The organism is Wenxinia marina DSM 24838 (assembly GCF_000379485.1).
Lineage (GTDB): Bacteria > Pseudomonadota > Alphaproteobacteria > Rhodobacterales > Rhodobacteraceae > Wenxinia > Wenxinia marina.
Genome location: NZ_KB902281.1, coordinates 44,635 through 60,550, shown reverse-complemented (window position 1 = coordinate 60,550; position 15,916 = coordinate 44,635). Strand labels below are relative to the sequence as shown.

Genomic DNA, 15,916 nt, shown 5'->3' with positions numbered 1-15,916 from the left:
CCGCTCGGAGGCCGGCCCTGTTGCGGGTCCTGACCCACCCCGCCGCGGCACTGAGGTCAGCGCATCTCTTCCAGCGGGGTCACGCCGAGAATACCGAGGCCGGCCGAAATCACAACGCCGGTGGCCCGGGCAAGCGCGATTTTCGCCTGTGTTGCCACCGCGTCACCCTCCTGCACGAACTTCAGCGCCGGCTCGTCGTTGCCGCGGTTCCATAGCGCGTGGAAGTCGCTGGCGAGGTCGTAGAGGTAGAACGCCACCCGGTGCGGCTCGTGCGTGCGGGCCGCGATCTCGACGAGGCGCGGCCATTCGGCGAGCGTCCTCATCAGCTTGGCCTCCGCCTCGTGGTCGAGGCGGGACAGGTCGGCGGCCGCGAGCGTGGCGTCCGAGACGTCGATCCCGCCCTCGCGCGCCCGCCGCAGGACCGAGTTGATCCGGGCGTTCGCGTACTGGACGTAGAAGACCGGATTGTCCTTGGACTGCTCCAGCACCTTGTCGAAGTCGAAGTCGAGCGGCGCGTCGTTCTTGCGCGTCAGCATGTGGAAGCGGGTGACGTCCGGCCCCACCTGGTCCACCACGTCGCGCAGGGTGACGAACGTCCCCGCCCGCTTGGACATCTTGAACGGCTCGCCGTCCTTCCACAGCTTCACCAGCTGAGTCAGCTTGATGTCGACCGGCACCCGCCCGTCCGACAGCGCCGCGACGGCCGCGTTCATCCGCTTGACGTAGCCGCCATGGTCGGCGCCGAACACGTCGATCAGCTGGTCGAAGCCGCGCTCGATCTTGTCGAAATGGTAGGCGATGTCGGGGGCGAAGTAGGTCCAGGCGCCGTCCGACTTCATGATCGGGCGGTCCACGTCGTCGCCGTGCGCGGTGGAGCGGAACAGCGTCTGCTCCCGCGGCTCCCAGTCCTCGGGCACCTTGCCCTTCGGCGGCTCCAGCACGCCCTTGTAGATCAGGCCCTTCTCTTGCAGGTCGGCGATCGCCTCCTCGATCCGGCCGGTGCCGTAGAGCGATTTCTCGGAGTAGAAGACGTCGTGCTTCACGCCGAGCGCGGCCAGATCCTCGCGGATCAGGTCCATCATCATTTCCGTGGCGAAGTCGCGCACCTCGGCCATCCAGTACTGCTCGTCCTTGCCCAGCAAGTCGGTGCCGTACTTCGCCTTCAGCGCCTCGCCGACCGGGATCAGGTAGTCGCCGGGATAGAGGCCTTCCGCGATCTCCGGCTCCTCGCCGCAGGCCTCGCGGTAGCGCTCGAACGCCGACCGGGCGAGCGTGTCGACCTGTGCGCCGCCGTCGTTGATGTAGTATTCCCGCGTCACCTCGTGGCCGGAATACTCCAGCAGCGCCGCCAGCGCGTCGCCGAAGACGGCGCCCCGGGTGTGGCCGACATGCAGGGGGCCGGTGGGGTTGGCCGAGACGTATTCGACGTTGACCTTCGCGCCCTGCCCCATGTCCGACCGGCCGTAGCCCGGATTGCTGAGCGCGGTGGCGACGACGCCCTGCCAGACGCCCGGCGCAAGCCGCAGGTTCAGGAAACCCGGCCCCGCCACCTCGGCCGAGGCGACGCGGTCGTCCGCCGTCAGCCGCCCCGCCAACGCCTCGGCGATGTCGCGGGGCTTCTGCCCGGCGGGCTTGGCGAGCACCATGGCGGCGTTCGTCGCCATGTCGCCGTGTCCCGCGTCCCGGGGCGGCTCGACCGCCACGTTGGACCAATCCAGCCCCTCCGGCAGCACGCCGTCTCGCGCCATCCCTTCCAGGGTGGAGACGACGAGGGCGCGGATATCGGCGAAGAGGTTCATGGGTCGGGTTCCTTTCAGGTCCCCGCCTTTACCACTCCGCCGTCGCGCGTCAACGCGGCCTCCTCGCCCGCGGCCCGCGCCTCGCGCGCGGCCCGCACCTCGTCGGGCGGGACGAGGGCGACCAGCCGGGTGTCGGATCCGGGCGACAGATCCTCGCCGTCGTTCACGAAGCGGATCGTCCTGTCCCGCCCGATCACGGCGAGAAGGCGCGCGTTGGGGCGGTCGTCGCGCCAGGCGGCCAGGTCGTACTCCTCGGTCAGACGGGTGACACGGACCTTCCAGCCGTCCGCCATCGCCTGCGTCAGGTCTGCCAGCGTGGCGTCACCGCCGAACGGCCGCCCGCCCAGGGTCGCCGGCAGCTGGTGCCGCGCGCTCTCGCGCTTCTCCCGGGCGACCTGAAAGACCGTCTCGCGACCGAACTCGGGGCCGAGGTCGGTCGCGACGAGCGTGTTGTAGGCGTCGTTGTCGGTGGCGGCGATGAGCGTGTCGTAATGGATCAGCTCCAGGTTCTCCTCCGCCGCCTCGGACAGGATGTCGCCCATGAAGACCGGCACCCCCTCGACGCGGGCGCGCAGCAGGCGGGAATAGTTCGGATCGGTCAGCAGCACCGGCACCTCCGCCTTGTGCAGCGCCTCGGCCAGCGCCTTGGCGAAGGACGAGCCGCCGACGAGCACGACCCCCGGCACCGCCCCGCCCGAAAGGCCGAGCAGCCGCGCGAGCGGGCGCAGTGCGAAGCCATGCAGCAGGACCGTCGCCGCGACGAGGGCGAAGGCCAGCGGCGCGATCTGCGCGCCGTCCGCGACGCCGATCTCCACCAGCCGCTCTCCGAAAAGGCCGGCGACGGCGACGAGGACGACGCCCCGCGGCGCGGTCAGCGCCAGCAGGACGCGCTCGCGCCACGGCACGCGCGAGCCGAGGAAGGACAGGAACACGGTGGCCGGCCGGGCGACGAGGACGGCGAGCGCGACGAAGAACGGCGCCCGCCAATCGAGCGCGAAGATCAGCGACAGGTCCAGCGACGCGGCGAGAAGGACGAAGACGCCCGAGACGAGGAGGACCGTCGCGTACTCCTTGAACCGCCGGATCTCGGTGTAGGACGGCAGGTCCGAATTGGCGATGACGAGGCCCATCACGGTCACCGCCAGCAGGCCGCTCTCGTGAAGCACCGCGTCGGCCAGAGCGAACACGCCAAGGAGCAGCGCGAAGAGCACCGGCACCTTCATGAACTCCGGCACCGCGCCGCGCCGGAAGGCCCGTGCGATCCCGTAGCCGGCGCCGGCGCCGAGGGCCGCCGCGACGACGACGCCGAGAACGAGGTCGAAGATGCCCTCGCCCACCGTCGTGCTGCTGTAGCGCACCAGCACGACCTCGAAAGCCAGCACCGCGGCCAGCGCGCCGACCGGATCGTTCAGGATCGCCTCCCACTGCAGCAACTGCGCCGGCCGCCGCGCCAGCCGCGCCTGCCGCAGCAGCGGCGCGATGACGGTGGGGCCGGTCACGATCATGATGCCGCCGAAGACCGTCGCGCTCTCCCACGACAGGCCCGCCCCCCAGCGCAGTGCGAGCGTGGAGAACACCCAGCCCAGCGGCGCGCCCAGCCAGACCAGCCGGCGCACCCCCTCTCGGGCGTCGCGAAGGTGCCGCAGGTTCAGCGTGAGACCGCCCTCGAACAGGATGATCGCGACCGCGACGGCGATCATCGGCTGCAGCAGGGTGCCGATGTCGCGGGCCGGGTCGATCAGTCCCAGCCCCGGCCCGATCAGCACGCCCGCGGCCAGCATCAGCACGATCGCCGGCAGCCGCAGCCGCCAGGCCAGCCATTGCGAACCCACGCCGATCGCGCCCACCGCCGCGAAGACCATCACCGGCGACAGGCCGTGTTCCATCGTCCGCTCCCCGAATTGCTCGCCCGAAGGTGCCGCTCACACCGCCCCCGTCAAGGCCCCCGCGATTCGGCGGAGGGTCAAGGACGCGCGTCAGCGCGCCGGCGAAGCCGGGCGAAGCTCCTTGACGCTCCGCCGAATCGCATGACGCTGACAGGAGGCGCGTTCAGGGGCACACCTGCCCCTGAACCGCTTCCCAAGCAGAGGCGGGAACCTCTCGCTCCCGCTCGGCGCTACGGCAAAAGCCCTGCGGCGCCGGGGATGGCGGGCGGGGCGATGCGCGAAGCGCGAGCGCCGGACGCCGTCAGGCGATGCCGAGGACGCGCGTGCGCTCCACCATGTCCGATCCCGTCAGCCGCGCATGTTCCTGGATCGCGAACCGGTCGGTCATGCCGGCGATGTAATCGGCGACGATCCGGGCCAGCGCGGTGTCGTCCGCCGCCTCGGCCACGTCCTTGCGCCACTGCCTGGGCAGGTTGGACGGATCGGCCATGAACAGCGGGAACAGGTCCGAGATCACCTGCGTCACCTCCGCCCGCATCTCGACGACACGGGGGTGGCGGTACATCCGGTGGAACAGGAACCGGCGGATCACCTTCAGGTCGGCCCACAAATCATCGGAAAACCTCACCATCATGCGTCCGGCATGGCGCACCTCCTGGGCGGAGCGGGGGCCCTCGTCGGCCAGGGTGCGGCGGGCCAGACCGATCACGTCCTCAACGAGGATGCCGAAGAAGCGGCGCAGCGCCTCGTGCCGGCGGCGGTAGTAGTTCAGGCCCGGATACGCGCGGTCCACCTCGGCGAAGCAGTCCCGCAGCACCGGCAGCTCGGCCAGCTCGTCGGTCGAGAACAGCTCGGCCCGCAGGCCGTCGTGCAGGTCGTGGTGCGAATAGGCGATGTCGTCGCTGAGGGCCGCGACCTGCGCCTCGGCGCTGGCGTGTGTGGGCAGCTCCAGGTCGTGGCGGGCGTTGTAGTCGGCGAGCGCATAAGGATACGGCGCGGGCACGGGCCCGTTGTGTTTGGCAATCCCCTCAAGGGTTTCCCAGGTGAGGTTCAGTCCGTCGAACTCGGCGTAGTGCCGCTCCAGCGAGGTGACGATGCGGATCGCCTGGGCGTTGTGGTCGAACCCGCCGTGGGGCGCCATCAGGTCGTTCAGCGCCTCTTCCCCCGTATGCCCGAACGGCGGATGCCCGAGGTCGTGGGCCAGCGCCACCGCCTCGGTCAGCTCGACGTTCAGGTCCAGCGCCGCGGCGACGGTCCGCGCCACCTGCGCCACCTCGATCGAGTGGGTCAGGCGCGTGCGGAAGTAATCGCCCTCGTGCTCGACGAAGACCTGCGTCTTGTGCTTCAGCCTGCGAAAGGCCGAGGCGTGGATGATCCGGTCGCGGTCCCGCTGGAACGGCGAGCGGAAGGTGCTTTCCTCTTCCGGAAAGAGCCGTCCCCTGCTCTCCTCCGGGCGCGAGGCGTAGGCGGCGCCCATGCCGCTCCCCCTCTGTTCTTGTTCGTCTTGCCTGTCCCCCCTATATCCCGTTTCGGCCCGACCTGAAGAGGCGATCCATGCTGACCCTGCCCCCGAAAGTGACCCCCCGCGCCTACGAGCGCCTGACCGAGATCGGCGCGCAGGCCGACGGCAAGGCCCTGCGCGTCGCGGTGGAAGGCGGCGGCTGCTCGGGCTTCCAGTACGACATCAGCCTGGCCGAGCCGGCCGAGGACGACCTCGTTCTCGAGGGTCCGGGCGGCGAGCGGGTGGTGGTGGACAGCGTCTCGCTGCCGTTCCTGCAGGACGCCGTCATCGACTTCCGGGACGAGCTGATCGGCGCGCGCTTCGTCGTCGACAACCCCAACGTCACCTCGTCCTGCGGCTGCGGCGTCTCGTTCTCGATGTAGGGCCGGCGGGTCTTGCGCCCGGCGCCCCCGACCCCCAGGGTCGGACGCGACCGCCGCATCATCGAGAGACCTACCCTTGCGCATCGCCACCTTCAACATCAACGGCATCCGCGCCCGGATCGAGGCGCTGACCGCCTGGCTGGAGGAGCGGACACCCGACGTCGCCCTCCTGCAGGAGATCAAGTCGCAGGACGAGGCGTTCCCGCGCGAGCATTTCGAGGATCTCGGCTACCGGGTGGAGACGCACGGCCAGAAGGGCTTCAACGGCGTCGCGATCCTCTCGAGGCTGCCGCTGGAGGACGTGACGCGCGGCCTGCCCGGCGACGACCGCGACGACCAGGCGCGCTGGATCGAGGCGACGGTGATGGGCGACCGGCAGGCGGTGCGGCTGTGCGGCCTCTACCTGCCGAACGGCAACCCGGCGCCCGGTCCGAAGTACGACTACAAGCTGGGCTGGATGGCGCGGATGAAGGCGCGGGTGGAAGAGGTGCTGGCGTCCGAGATGCCGTCGGTCTTCTGCGGCGACTACAATGTGATCCCGCAGGACGAGGACGCCAGGCGGCCCGAGGCGTGGCGCACCGACGCGCTCGCCCTGCCGCAGACGCGGGACGCGTTCCGGCGCCTGCTGAACCTCGGCCTGACCGAAGCCTTTCGTGCGAGGGTCGCGGGCGGCGGGCACTATTCGTTCTGGGACTACCAGCGCGGCGCCTGGGACAGGAACGACGGCATCCGCATCGACCATCACCTTCTGACGCCGCAGGCGGCGGACCTGATGACCGAGTGCTGGATCGAGGCCGAGGTGCGGGGCCGCGACAAGCCGTCGGACCACGTGCCCGTCTGGCTCGACCTTGCGGCGTGAGGTCCTTCTCCTGACGGCGGCCCTCGCGCTGCCGCAGGCCGCCTCCGCGCAGTGCCGCATGGCGGCCGCGGGCGCCAGCTGCGCCGAGGTGCGGACAGAGGCGGTGCGGGCGCGCGACCTCGGCCCCGCGCCGGTGGAGATCGGGGCGATCCTGCCGCGGGACGCGACGCGGATCGTGCACGAGCTGAGCTACTACGGCCTGCCCGTGCCGGACGGGCCGTGGGTCTACATGCGGATCGAGGGCGACCTCTACCGCGTCGACTACCGCACCAACGAGGTGCTGGAGCGGGTCACGGCGCGGATGCGCCGGCCGTTTCCCGATACGGTCTCACAGGGCGACCGTGGCGGGGTCGTGGTCGTAAACCGCGTCCATTCCGCGGGCGAGTAGCCCGCCCCCCAGCCGCAGCACCACTGCCCGGCCCCATGTCAGCGGCCAGCGCACGTGGAAGCGCCAGGCGTTCCCGCCGGCGAGGCGGACGACACGGGCCGCGCGGGTGCGGCGGGCGGCCTCGTAGCGGCGGAGCGCGTCGGGGATGTCGGTCGCCAGGGCGAGGGCCCGGCCGAGGATCGCCGCATCCTCCAGCGCCAGGCACGCCCCCTGGGCGGCGAAGGGCAGCGTCGGGTGCGCCGCGTCCCCCAGCAGCGCGGTCCGGCCGTCCTGCCAGCGCTCCGCGACCGGGCGCAGGTGCAGCGCCCAGAGGTTCACCTCCTCCACCCGCGCGATCAGGTCGCCCAGCGGACCGCCGAAGGCGGAGAAGCGGCGCCGGAATTCGGCCGGATCGCCGGGCAGGCGCCAGCCCTCCTCCGTCCAGTCCCGCCGCTCCTCCACCGCGACGAGGTTCATCAGACGCCCGCCCCGCAGCGGATACGAGACGACATGCGCCCCCGGCCCCATCGTCAGCGACGCCTCCGGCGCCGGCGTCCCCTCGGCCGGGACGAGCGCCCGCCACGCGACTTGCCCGGCGAAGCGGGCCTCGGCGGGGCCGTCGATCAGCACCCGGTGGGCCGACCGGGAGCCGTCGGCGGCGACGACGAGATCGCCGCCCGCCTCTCCGGGTGCGAGACGCGAGCCGGTGACGATCCGCGCGCCCGCCGCCTGTGCGCCCTCCGTCAGCATCGACAGCAGGTCCGCGCGGTGGACGTACCACGTCGCCCCCGCGGCCGGCGGCGGCAGGCGCGTCATTGCCCGGCCGCGGTGCCCGCGCATCACGGTGCCGGTGGAGACGACGGCGCCCGCCGGCGCGTCCGCCAGGCCGAGCGCCCGCAGCGCCGCCTGCCCGTTCGCGCTGACCTGCAGGCCCGCCCCGACCTCCGTCAGCGCCGGCGCCGCCTCGTGCACCGTCACAAGCGCCCCGGCCCGCGCCAGCGCCAGCGCCGCGGCCATGCCGCCGATCCCGCCGCCGACGATCGTGGCCGGGCATCCTGTCAGGTCCATGCGGCCCGGGGGATCAGAGGCCGCAGGTCGCGATCGTGTTGCCGCTCGAGAACGGGGAGTAGATGCGCAGGGACCAGCCGGGATCGAAGAGCGCCGCCCTGTCGCGCAGCATCGCCGCCACGCCGCGGCAGATTTCCTGCGCCTCGCGGGCGGAGGTGTCGATGCTCACGTCGACCGCCGAATGCCAGCCCGACACCTCGCACGGGGCGCTGAGTAGACCCGTCGAATCGAAGACCGCGCAGGCGAGGTACGCCGACCTCACCGAACCTTCCGGGTCTGCGGTCGCGGCCGTGCTCAGCGCCGTCAGCGCCGCCGCGATCAACGTGCGTCCCATGTGTCCCCTCCTGCCCGCGTCGTCCGCGGCAGAATGAGGTATCGGTGGTTGACGAATGGTTAATCATCGGGCGACACCGCCAAGGCGCGGCCTGACGCGGCGCCCGTCAGTCGTCGCGGTGCACCCGCTCGCGCCGCTCGTGCCGCTCCTGCGCCTCGAGGCTCATCGTGGCGATCGGGCGGGCGTCGAGGCGCTTGAGCGAGATCGGCTCGCCGGTGATCTCGCAGAATCCGTACTCGCCCTCGTCGATCCGGCGCAGGGCGCTGTCGATCTTGGCGACCAGCTTGCGCTGGCGGTCGCGGGTGCGAAGTTCCAGCGCGCGGTCGGTCTCTTCACTCGCGCGGTCGGCGATGTCGGGGATGTTGCGGGTCTGGTCGCGCATGCCCTCGATCGTGTCGCGGCTGTCGGCCATCAGCTCGGACTTCCAGTGCAACAGCTTGCGGCGGAAGTATTCGAGCTGGCGCTCGTTCATGAACGGCTCGTCCTCGGCGGGACGGTAATCATCCGGTACAAAGACCTCGGCCTTCATCGCTGCTCCCCCGAACCTGTCACCGTGATTTTCAAGGTCGTTCGACACGTCGACCCCCCTTATGGCGCCCACATACTCCGTCGGTCCAACGCTGTCACCCCCCGGATTTCCCTGCCTGTGTCATGCGTTGTGGCCGTGCCCGTGCGGGCCTATCCTGTGCCCCGGGCAAGGATGAGGCAGCACGGTGGCAGGCACCTTCACGGGCACGGACGCGTATGTGGCGACGGACGATCTGGCCATCGCGGTGAACGCCGCGGTCACACTGGAGCGGCCGCTCCTGGTGAAGGGAGAGCCGGGAACGGGCAAGACCGAGCTGGCCCGGCAGGTCGCGGCCTCGCTTGGCATGGATCTCATCGAGTGGCACGTGAAGTCGACCACCCGCGCCGCCCAGGGCCTGTACGAGTACGACGCCGTCAGCCGCCTGCGGGACAGCCAGCTCGGCGACGAGCGGGTGCACGACGTCGCGAACTACATCCGCCGCGGCAAGCTGTGGCAGGCCTTCGATGCGGACGAGCGGGTGGTGCTGCTGATCGACGAGGTCGACAAGGCCGACATCGAGTTTCCGAACGACCTGCTGACCGAGCTCGACCGGATGGAGTTCCACGTCTACGAGACCGGCGAGACGGTGCGGGCGCGGCACCGGCCGGTCGTCATCATCACCTCGAACAACGAGAAGGAGCTGCCGGACGCGTTCCTGCGGCGCTGCTTCTTCCACTACATCCGCTTTCCCGACATCGAGACGATGTGGCGGATCGTCGAGGTCCACCATCCCGGCATCCGCGAGGCGGTGCTGACCGCGGCGCTGACCCGGTTCTACGAGATCCGCGAGACGCCGGGGCTGAAGAAGAAGCCGTCCACCTCCGAGGTGCTGGACTGGCTGCGGCTGATCCTGTCGGACGACCTGTCGCCCGACGATCTGAAGGGCAGCGCGACGGACGCGCTGCCGCGGCTGCACGGCGCGCTCCTCAAGACCGAGCAGGACGTGCACCTGTTCGAGCGCCTCGCCTTCATGGCGCGGGGCCAGCGGCGCTGACCCCTCGACCGGCACCGGCGTGGGCGGCAGAGTGGCTCCTGCCCGCCCCGACGGTTGTCGGACGGTGCTTCCTTGTCGTGGACCCGACGTGACCGAGATCCTGATCCGCCCGCTCGCCGCTGCCGACCGCCTCGACTGGGCGCGCCTCTGGCGAGGTTATCTCGCCTTCTACGAGACCGAGCTGCCCGCGGCGCAGTACGACGCCACCTTCGCGCGGCTGCTGTCGGGCGATCCGGACGACTTCCACGGGCTGGTGGCCGAGGCGGACGGGCACCTCGTCGGTCTCGCGCACTACCTGTTCCACCGGCACGGCTGGCGGCAGGACAGGGTCTGCTACCTGCAGGACCTCTACGCCGACCCGCAGGTGCGCGGCACGGGCGTGGGCCGGGCGCTGATCGAGGCGGTCTACGCCGCCGCGGACAAGGAAGGCGCGCCGCGGGTCTACTGGCTGACGCAGGACTTCAACGCGACGGCCCGGCGTCTCTACGACCGCATCGGCCGCAAGAGCGCGTTCATCCGCTACGACAGGCCGCTGCCGTGAGGCGGGCGCTCCTTCTGTGCGCCCTGCTCGCGGCCTGCGGCCCGGCGGCCGCCCCGGGACCGGCAGGCGGCCCCGTGAGCCGGGCGCAGCCGGCCGAGCTTGCGCTGCCGCCGATGCGGATGCCGACCGGACGGACGGCTCCGCCGCCGATGCGGCCGAACGTCGAGATGGCCCGCGACATCCTCGACCTCGCCTTCCGGATGGAGAGCGGACGTACGGTTCCTGTCCTGACGCGGTTCGAGGGGCCGGTGACGGTGACGCTGTCCGGCGCGCCGTCTCCGGCCCTGCGCCACGACCTCGCGGCGCTGGTCGCGCGGCTGCGCACCGAGGCCGGGATCGACATCCGCCCCGTCGACGGCCGCGTGGCGGCGATCACCGTCGTCGCGGTCCCGAAGGCCGAGCTGGTGCGTGCGGTGCCCGGCGCCGCCTGCTTCACGGTCCCGAACGTCCGGTCGTGGGGCGAGTACCTCGCCCTGCGCAACGCACCGGTGATCGACTGGACGCTGCTGCGCCAGCGCACCCGCGCCGCGATCTTCCTGCCCGCCGACGAGGCGCCGCAGGAGGTGCGCGACTGCCTGCACGAGGAGCTGGCGCAGGCGCTGGGACCGCCGAACGACCTGTACCGTCTGCCGGATTCCGTCTTCAACGACGACAACATCCACACGATCCTCACCGGCTTCGACATGCTGGTCCTGCGCGCGCTCTACGCGCCCGAACTGCGCTCGGGGATGAGCGAGGGCGAGGTGGCGGCGCGGCTGCCGGCGGTCCTCGCCCGACTGAACCCGGGCGGAGAGCGGCCGGGCGCCCTCCCCCGCGATGCCTCGGCCGCGTGGCTGGACGCGATGCGCACCGCGCTGGGAACCGGCAGCGGCCCGGCGCGCCGCGCGGCGGCGGCGCGCGCGGCAGAGCTGGCGGCGGGGACGACCGGGCCGGAGCGGGGCTTCTCCCTCTACGTCCTCGGCCGGCTGACCGTGGGCCGCGACCCGGGCGCCGCCATGGCCGTCTTGGCCGAGGCGCGGACGCTCTTCGCCGCCCGGCCCGAGACGCGGCTCCACGAGGCGCACGTCCTGCTGCACCTCGCCGCCGACGCCCTCGGCCGAGGCGACGCGGCCCGCGCGCTGGATCTCGCCACCAGCGGCATCCCGGCCGCCGAGGCGCACGAGAACGCGGCGCTGATGTCCAGCCTGATGATGGTCCGCGCCGAGGCGCTGCAGGCGATGGGCCAGCGCTCGGACGCGGCGGCGGTGCGGCTGGACAGCCTCGGCTGGGCGCGCTACGGCTTCGGCCCCGACGCGGCGGTCCGCGACCGCCTCGCCGAGATCGCCGGCCTGTCGCCCCCGCCAGAAGGACCCGTCCGATGATCCTGCCCCTCGCCGGTCTCGTCCTCGGCGCCCTGATCGGCGCCCTGCGCGCCCGCGCCCGCGAGGGGCGGACCGCCGACCTCCTGCAATGGGCGGCGGTGCATGCGCTGATCGGCGCGCTTCTCGGCCTGTTCGCGCTGATCTTCGTGTCGCGCGCCATGGCCTGAGCCGGGCGCCGGGGCCGTGTTCCTGGGCTTCTTCGCGACGCTCCGGGCCGCCGGCGTGCCGGTGTCGGTGCGCGAGTTCCTGACGTTTCTCGAAGGCATCCGCGCCGGCCTCGCGATCTACGACATCGACGCCTTCTACCACTTCGCCCGCGCCGCCCTCGTCAAGGACGAGCGGCACATCGACCGCTTCGACCGCGCCTTCGCACAGGCGTTCCGGGGACTGGAGGGGCTGACGGTCGACGACATCCTGAACGCGCTCGACCTGCCGGAGGACTGGCTGCGCAAGCTGGCGGAAAAGCACCTGACGGAGGAGGAGAAGGCCGAGGTCGAGGCGCTCGGCCGTTTCGACAAGCTGATGGAGACGCTGCGCGAGCGTCTGGCCGAGCAGAAGGGCCGCCACCAGGGCGGCAGCAAATGGATCGGCACCGCCGGCACCTCGCCCTTCGGCGCCTACGGCTACAACCCCGAAGGCGTGCGCATCGGGCAGGACGAGAGCCGGCACCAGCGGGCGACGAAGGTCTGGGACCGGCGCGAGTTCCGCGATCTCGACGACGGCGTCGAACTGGGAACGCGGAGCATCAAGATCGCGCTGCGCCGCCTGCGCCAGTGGGCCCGCGACGGGGCGGCGGACGAGCTGGACCTCGACGGCACGATCCGGGCGACGGCCGATCGCGGCTGGCTCGACGTCAGGACCCGGCCGGAGCGGCGTAACGCGGTGAAGGTGTTGCTGCTGCTGGACGTGGGCGGCTCCATGGACCCGCACGTGAAGGTGGTCGAGGAGCTGTTCTCGGCTGCGAGGTCCGAGTTCCGTCACCTCGAGCACGCCTACTTTCACAATTGCCTGTACGAGTTCGTGTGGCGCGACAACGCGCGGCGCTGGAGCGAGCGGACGGCGACGCTGGATCTGATGAACACCTACGGCCCCGACTGGCGCTGCGTCATCGTCGGCGACGCTGCGATGAGTCCCTACGAGATCGCAGTCCCGGGCGGGGCGAACGAGCACTGGAACGAGGAAACGGGGGAGGTCTGGCTGCGGCGCGCGGCGGAGCGGTGGCCGCGGATCCTGTGGATCAATCCGCTGCCGGAGCGGCAGTGGGCCTACACGCAGTCGGTCGGGATGATGCAGCAGATCGTCGGCGCGGAGCGCATGGTGCCGATGACGCTGGACGGACTGGACAGGGGGATGCGCCTGCTCATGGGCAGGGCCTAGCGTCCCGCTTCGCTCGTCGCGGGAGTCTTCGCGGCCTCGCGCAGACGCTCCAGCAAGGCGTCGAACCGGGGCTCGGCGTCGTGCGACACACGGTAGGCCGCCTTCAGGCAGACTCCCGCCTGATCGGACAGGCTCTGTTCGTTATCGCTAAACATCTTCGCCATTCTTCTTGACTGCTGCTACGGGGAGAAGACGCCAGAGAAAGCGCGAAGTTCCCTATTGATGCCCGCTTCGGCGGAGTATGGCAAGAGTGCATCAATTGTCGTTCGCCCGGCCGATCCCCATATTATGGGCGTGCTGAAGTTCCTCCCGATCCTCCTCGCCATCGGCTACGGCATTGCCGTCTATCGCTTTTCCGCGTGGCGCACCGCGCGCGAACTGGACGAGAAATCGACGGAGCTGGCCGACCCGAGGCTCCTTGCTGCAACGCGGAAACTTGCCGAGGCGCTCGATCTGCCGAGGATTAAGGTCAATCTTTACGAAATCGACGCCGTGAACGGTCTGGCCGCCCCGGACGGTCGTATCTTCCTCACGCGCGGGTTCTACGACAAGTTCCGCTCGGGCGCGGTGAGCGCCGAAGAGATGGCCAGCGTGATCGCGCACGAGCTGGGGCACGTGGCCCTGGGCCACACCAAGCGGCGGATGATCGACTTCTCGGGCCAGAATGCGGTGCGCACCGCCCTGGCGCTGCTGCTCAACCGGGTGCTGCCCGGCATCGGCGGCTATCTCGCGACCGGCCTCGTCAGCCTCGTCGCCGCCAAGATGAGCCGCGGGGACGAGTACGAGGCGGACGCCTATGCGACGGCCCTCATGATGAAGGCCGGCCTCGGGGCCGGCCCTCAGAAATCAATGTTTCGCAAGCTCGAAGGGCTCAGCGGCGGACGCGGCGGCGCCACACCGGCCTGGCTGCTGAGCCACCCGCGTACCGATGAACGCATCAAGGCGATCGAGGAGAACGAGGCGAAGTGGCTGGCAGGCTGACCTCACGCCGCCTCGTTCGTGAACTTGTGAAACCGGCTGGTGCCGCCGTCCTTCGTCCGCTCCTGGTACAGGAAGTGCAGACCGTTTCCGTCGAAGATCTCGAAGAACTCGTCCCATTCGATCTGGGTGAGCCGGTCCTCGGGCTCGCCGAAGTCGATCCGGAGGATGCCGCCCTCGCCGCCGGTGTCGACCTTGGCCGGGTGGCCGTCCCGCTTCTCCGCCCACTTGCGGATCGTGTCGTGGTCCTGGGTGGTTTCCGCGTCGCTCATGGTGTGTCTCCTTGTCCTTTGACGGCAAACGCGGGCGAGACGCGGCGGGTTGCGTGACGCCGCCCGCCGATCAGTCCGGGTGATCCTCGCTGATGATCCGCTGCGACGGCACGCCCCTGCCCTTCAGCACCTCGATCAGCGTGTCCTCCATCTTGCGCGGCCCGCAGACGTAGAACACGCCGTCCCAGTCGGTGACGTGGCGGTCGAGGAACGGCCCGTCGATCTGGCCGTGCTCCAGCCCCGGCACCTCCTCCTCCGTGAGGGTGAAGACCGTTCGCAGCCCCTCCATCCCCTCCCATTCCTGGCGCAGGATGATGTCCTTCTCGGTGGCGTTCGAGAAGATCAGCGTCGAGCCCCCGGCGCCGCCCTGCCGCGCCCGCTCGCGCAGGATGCCGATAAAGGGCGTGATGCCCGCTCCGCCGGCGAGGAACGTGCCCGGGCCCCTGTCCTCGATCGCGCCCCAGGTGCTGCGCACGATGACGGTGTCGCCGGGCGACAGCTGGGCGATCCGCTTGGTGACGCCGTCGTGGTCGGGGTAGGACTTGATGACGAACTCGACCGTCCTCGCGTCGGGCGAGGAGACGAAGGTGAAGGGCCGCTTCTCGTCGCGCCAGCCCTCCTGGTCCAGCGACAGCAGCGTCGCCTGCCCCGGCGTCCAGGAATAGCCCTCGGGCCGGTCGAAGATCAGGTGATGGGTGTCGTGGGTGACGGGGGCGACGCTCTGCAGGGTCAGGGTATGGGCCATGGTCTCTCCTCTCGACGGAGCAACCGGGAGGGTTTGGGCGAGGTTCCCGGGGCGGGATGTCGCGCCGCGGCCGGAGCGGCGCGAAGAATACTCGTCGAACCTTCGTCTGGCGCAGAGGGAAATTCGTTAAATTTCCTTCGCGGCTCGCTTGGGACCTTCATCGCTCCGTCGAGACGAAAGACCCCGGCCTGCGGCCGGGGTCCCGTTCGAGCAGCGCTCGTCGTCCGGTCGGACGTCAGCCCTGGTCGTCGATCGTCGTGTCCGCCGGCTGGGCGTCCCGCAGCGTCGGGAAGTTGTTCGCCGCCGCCGTCTCCTGGTCGATGTCGCAGACGCTCTCGTCGGTGCCACGGGCCTCCTGGATCACCGAGACGTCCACGTCGCAGACGTTCGCGGCGACGCCGATCGGCACCTGCACGTTGTTGCCTTCGACGGCCACGTTCACCAGGCCGTTCTGCTGGCCGTTCCCGTTGCCGGGCGATTCCTCGTAGCCGGGGAAGTCGTTGGCCGCGGCGGTCTCGCTGTCGACCTCGCAGGCCGTGTCCTCGGTCCCGACGAGCGAGGTCAGCACGTCGACCGACACGTCGCAGACGTTGGCGGCGACGTCGATCGGCACCTGGACGTTGTTGCCGTCCACGAGGACGTTCACGAGGCCCTCCTGGTCCTGCGCGTAGGAAGCGCCGGCCGAAAGCGACAGGGCAGCGACGGCTGCGGCGAAGATGTTGGTGGTCTTGGTCATGAGGTCCTCCTGTGACCAATGATCGACGACCCGCATGCCCCGTCAGGCCGTCCTCGTCCTGCGGGGCGTCTCCCCGACAGGTCGAGCCCACAACGGCGTGCCTCCGGATTGGTTACGACGGCTGCGGACGTGCAGCCACAAACCGCC

At 70.7% G+C, this 15,916-nt stretch carries 19 protein-coding genes; 9 read left to right on the top strand and 10 right to left on the bottom strand.

From position 1 onward, the window contains the following. Window positions 1–56 precede the first annotated feature (56 nt). The 3 genes from argS to A37W_RS0105730 all read right to left on the bottom strand — a co-directional run bounded on the left by argS (window position 57) and on the right by A37W_RS0105730 (window position 5,162). On the bottom strand, window positions 57–1,799 hold the full coding sequence (gene argS, locus A37W_RS0105740; RefSeq protein ID WP_018302072.1) for an arginine--tRNA ligase: 1,743 nt from the start codon (window positions 1,797–1,799) through the stop codon (window positions 57–59). A 14-nt stretch (window positions 1,800–1,813) separates the two neighbouring features. After that, window positions 1,814–3,685, bottom strand: a complete 1,872-nt coding sequence (locus A37W_RS21040; RefSeq protein ID WP_018302071.1) for a cation:proton antiporter — start codon at window positions 3,683–3,685, stop codon at window positions 1,814–1,816. Window positions 3,686–3,986: 301 nt separating this feature from the next. Then, complete coding sequence (locus tag A37W_RS0105730; protein ID WP_018302070.1) at window positions 3,987–5,162, bottom strand: deoxyguanosinetriphosphate triphosphohydrolase; 1,176 nt, start codon at window positions 5,160–5,162, stop codon at window positions 3,987–3,989. A 77-nt stretch (window positions 5,163–5,239) separates the two neighbouring features. On the opposite strand from A37W_RS0105730, the gene A37W_RS0105725 reads away from it, so the two are divergent. The 3 genes from A37W_RS0105725 to A37W_RS0105715 all read left to right on the top strand — a co-directional run bounded on the left by A37W_RS0105725 (window position 5,240) and on the right by A37W_RS0105715 (window position 6,816). Then, the gene (locus tag A37W_RS0105725; protein WP_018302069.1) at window positions 5,240–5,569 is read left to right on the top strand and encodes a HesB/IscA family protein; all 330 of its coding nucleotides are present in this window, start codon (window positions 5,240–5,242) and stop codon (window positions 5,567–5,569) included. Between the two features lie 76 nt (window positions 5,570–5,645). Continuing rightward, window positions 5,646–6,428 carry an exodeoxyribonuclease III gene (gene xth, locus A37W_RS0105720; RefSeq protein WP_018302068.1) on the top strand — a complete coding sequence of 261 codons (783 nt, stop codon included), beginning with the start codon at window positions 5,646–5,648 and terminating at the stop codon, window positions 6,426–6,428. Continuing rightward, window positions 6,418–6,816, top strand: a complete 399-nt coding sequence (locus A37W_RS0105715) for a hypothetical protein (protein WP_018302067.1) — start codon at window positions 6,418–6,420, stop codon at window positions 6,814–6,816. Before xth ends, A37W_RS0105715 begins: the two co-directional genes overlap by 11 nt. Here A37W_RS0105715 and A37W_RS0105710 read toward each other — a convergent pair. From A37W_RS0105710 to dksA, 3 genes are all read right to left on the bottom strand, one after another. Beyond that, entirely contained in the window at window positions 6,757–7,863 is a 1,107-nt protein-coding gene (locus tag A37W_RS0105710) for an FAD-dependent monooxygenase (protein WP_018302066.1), read from the bottom strand. The two genes, A37W_RS0105715 and A37W_RS0105710, sit on opposite strands and share 60 nt — an antisense overlap. Window positions 7,864–7,876: 13 nt before the next feature. Beyond that, the gene (locus tag A37W_RS0105705; RefSeq protein ID WP_018302065.1) at window positions 7,877–8,197 is read right to left on the bottom strand and encodes a hypothetical protein; all 321 of its coding nucleotides are present in this window, start codon (window positions 8,195–8,197) and stop codon (window positions 7,877–7,879) included. A 106-nt stretch (window positions 8,198–8,303) separates the two neighbouring features. Then, a complete protein-coding gene (gene dksA, locus A37W_RS0105700) occupies window positions 8,304–8,726 on the bottom strand; it encodes an RNA polymerase-binding protein DksA (RefSeq protein WP_018302064.1) in 423 nt (140 codons plus the stop codon). A gap of 184 nt (window positions 8,727–8,910) precedes the next feature. Between dksA and A37W_RS0105695 the strand changes: the two genes are divergently transcribed. The 5 genes from A37W_RS0105695 to A37W_RS0105675 all read left to right on the top strand — a co-directional run bounded on the left by A37W_RS0105695 (window position 8,911) and on the right by A37W_RS0105675 (window position 13,038). Next, entirely contained in the window at window positions 8,911–9,759 is an 849-nt protein-coding gene (locus A37W_RS0105695) for an AAA family ATPase (protein WP_018302063.1), read from the top strand. A gap of 88 nt (window positions 9,760–9,847) precedes the next feature. After that, entirely contained in the window at window positions 9,848–10,300 is a 453-nt protein-coding gene (locus A37W_RS0105690; RefSeq protein ID WP_018302062.1) for a GNAT family N-acetyltransferase, read from the top strand. Between the two features lie 74 nt (window positions 10,301–10,374). Further along, complete coding sequence (locus A37W_RS0105685; RefSeq protein ID WP_229666046.1) at window positions 10,375–11,661, top strand: DUF2927 domain-containing protein; 1,287 nt, start codon at window positions 10,375–10,377, stop codon at window positions 11,659–11,661. Then, window positions 11,658–11,828, top strand: a complete 171-nt coding sequence (locus A37W_RS23550; RefSeq protein WP_018302060.1) for a hypothetical protein — start codon at window positions 11,658–11,660, stop codon at window positions 11,826–11,828. The genes A37W_RS0105685 and A37W_RS23550 overlap by 4 nt, the downstream gene beginning before the upstream one ends. Before the next feature lie 16 nt (window positions 11,829–11,844). Beyond that, window positions 11,845–13,038 carry a vWA domain-containing protein gene (locus A37W_RS0105675; protein ID WP_018302059.1) on the top strand — a complete coding sequence of 398 codons (1,194 nt, stop codon included), beginning with the start codon at window positions 11,845–11,847 and terminating at the stop codon, window positions 13,036–13,038. On the opposite strand, the gene A37W_RS23675 is transcribed toward A37W_RS0105675, so the two are convergent. Then, window positions 13,035–13,193, bottom strand: a complete 159-nt coding sequence (locus A37W_RS23675) for a hypothetical protein (RefSeq protein ID WP_018302058.1) — start codon at window positions 13,191–13,193, stop codon at window positions 13,035–13,037. The two genes, A37W_RS0105675 and A37W_RS23675, sit on opposite strands and share 4 nt — an antisense overlap. A 139-nt stretch (window positions 13,194–13,332) precedes the next feature. On the opposite strand from A37W_RS23675, the gene A37W_RS0105665 reads away from it, so the two are divergent. Beyond that, a complete protein-coding gene (locus A37W_RS0105665) occupies window positions 13,333–14,019 on the top strand; it encodes a M48 family metallopeptidase (RefSeq protein ID WP_026198321.1) in 687 nt (228 codons plus the stop codon). Between the two features lie 2 nt (window positions 14,020–14,021). Here A37W_RS0105665 and A37W_RS0105660 read toward each other — a convergent pair whose 3' ends face one another. The 3 genes from A37W_RS0105660 to A37W_RS0105650 form a co-directional block, all read right to left on the bottom strand. Then, window positions 14,022–14,288: a hypothetical protein gene (locus A37W_RS0105660; RefSeq protein WP_018302056.1), complete on the bottom strand. Its 267-nt coding sequence runs from the start codon at window positions 14,286–14,288 to the stop codon at window positions 14,022–14,024. 70 nt (window positions 14,289–14,358) lie between these two features. Continuing rightward, on the bottom strand, window positions 14,359–15,033 hold the full coding sequence (locus A37W_RS0105655) for an FAD-binding oxidoreductase (RefSeq protein ID WP_018302055.1): 675 nt from the start codon (window positions 15,031–15,033) through the stop codon (window positions 14,359–14,361). A 235-nt stretch (window positions 15,034–15,268) separates the two neighbouring features. Beyond that, window positions 15,269–15,769, bottom strand: a complete 501-nt coding sequence (locus tag A37W_RS0105650) for a chaplin family protein (protein WP_157236466.1) — start codon at window positions 15,767–15,769, stop codon at window positions 15,269–15,271. Window positions 15,770–15,916: the final 147 nt, after the last annotated feature.

Excerpts from the sequence above, each read along its gene's own strand:
- argS (WP_018302072.1), bottom strand. The coding sequence starts at position 1,799 with ATGAACCTCTTCGCCGATATCCGCGCCCTCGTCGTCTCCACCCTGGAA.
- A37W_RS21040 (WP_018302071.1), bottom strand. The coding sequence starts at position 3,685 with ATGGAACACGGCCTGTCGCCGGTGATGGTCTTCGCGGCGGTGGGCGCG.
- A37W_RS0105730 (WP_018302070.1), bottom strand. The coding sequence starts at position 5,162 with ATGGGCGCCGCCTACGCCTCGCGCCCGGAGGAGAGCAGGGGACGGCTC.
- A37W_RS0105725 (WP_018302069.1), top strand. The coding sequence starts at position 5,240 with ATGCTGACCCTGCCCCCGAAAGTGACCCCCCGCGCCTACGAGCGCCTG.
- A37W_RS0105710 (WP_018302066.1), bottom strand. The coding sequence starts at position 7,863 with ATGGACCTGACAGGATGCCCGGCCACGATCGTCGGCGGCGGGATCGGC.
- A37W_RS0105705 (WP_018302065.1), bottom strand. The coding sequence starts at position 8,197 with ATGGGACGCACGTTGATCGCGGCGGCGCTGACGGCGCTGAGCACGGCC.
- dksA (WP_018302064.1), bottom strand. The coding sequence starts at position 8,726 with ATGAAGGCCGAGGTCTTTGTACCGGATGATTACCGTCCCGCCGAGGAC.
- A37W_RS23550 (WP_018302060.1), top strand. The coding sequence starts at position 11,658 with ATGATCCTGCCCCTCGCCGGTCTCGTCCTCGGCGCCCTGATCGGCGCC.
- A37W_RS23675 (WP_018302058.1), bottom strand. The coding sequence starts at position 13,193 with ATGTTTAGCGATAACGAACAGAGCCTGTCCGATCAGGCGGGAGTCTGC.
- A37W_RS0105660 (WP_018302056.1), bottom strand. The coding sequence starts at position 14,288 with ATGAGCGACGCGGAAACCACCCAGGACCACGACACGATCCGCAAGTGG.
- A37W_RS0105655 (WP_018302055.1), bottom strand. The coding sequence starts at position 15,033 with ATGGCCCATACCCTGACCCTGCAGAGCGTCGCCCCCGTCACCCACGAC.
- A37W_RS0105650 (WP_157236466.1), bottom strand. The coding sequence starts at position 15,769 with ATGACCAAGACCACCAACATCTTCGCCGCAGCCGTCGCTGCCCTGTCG.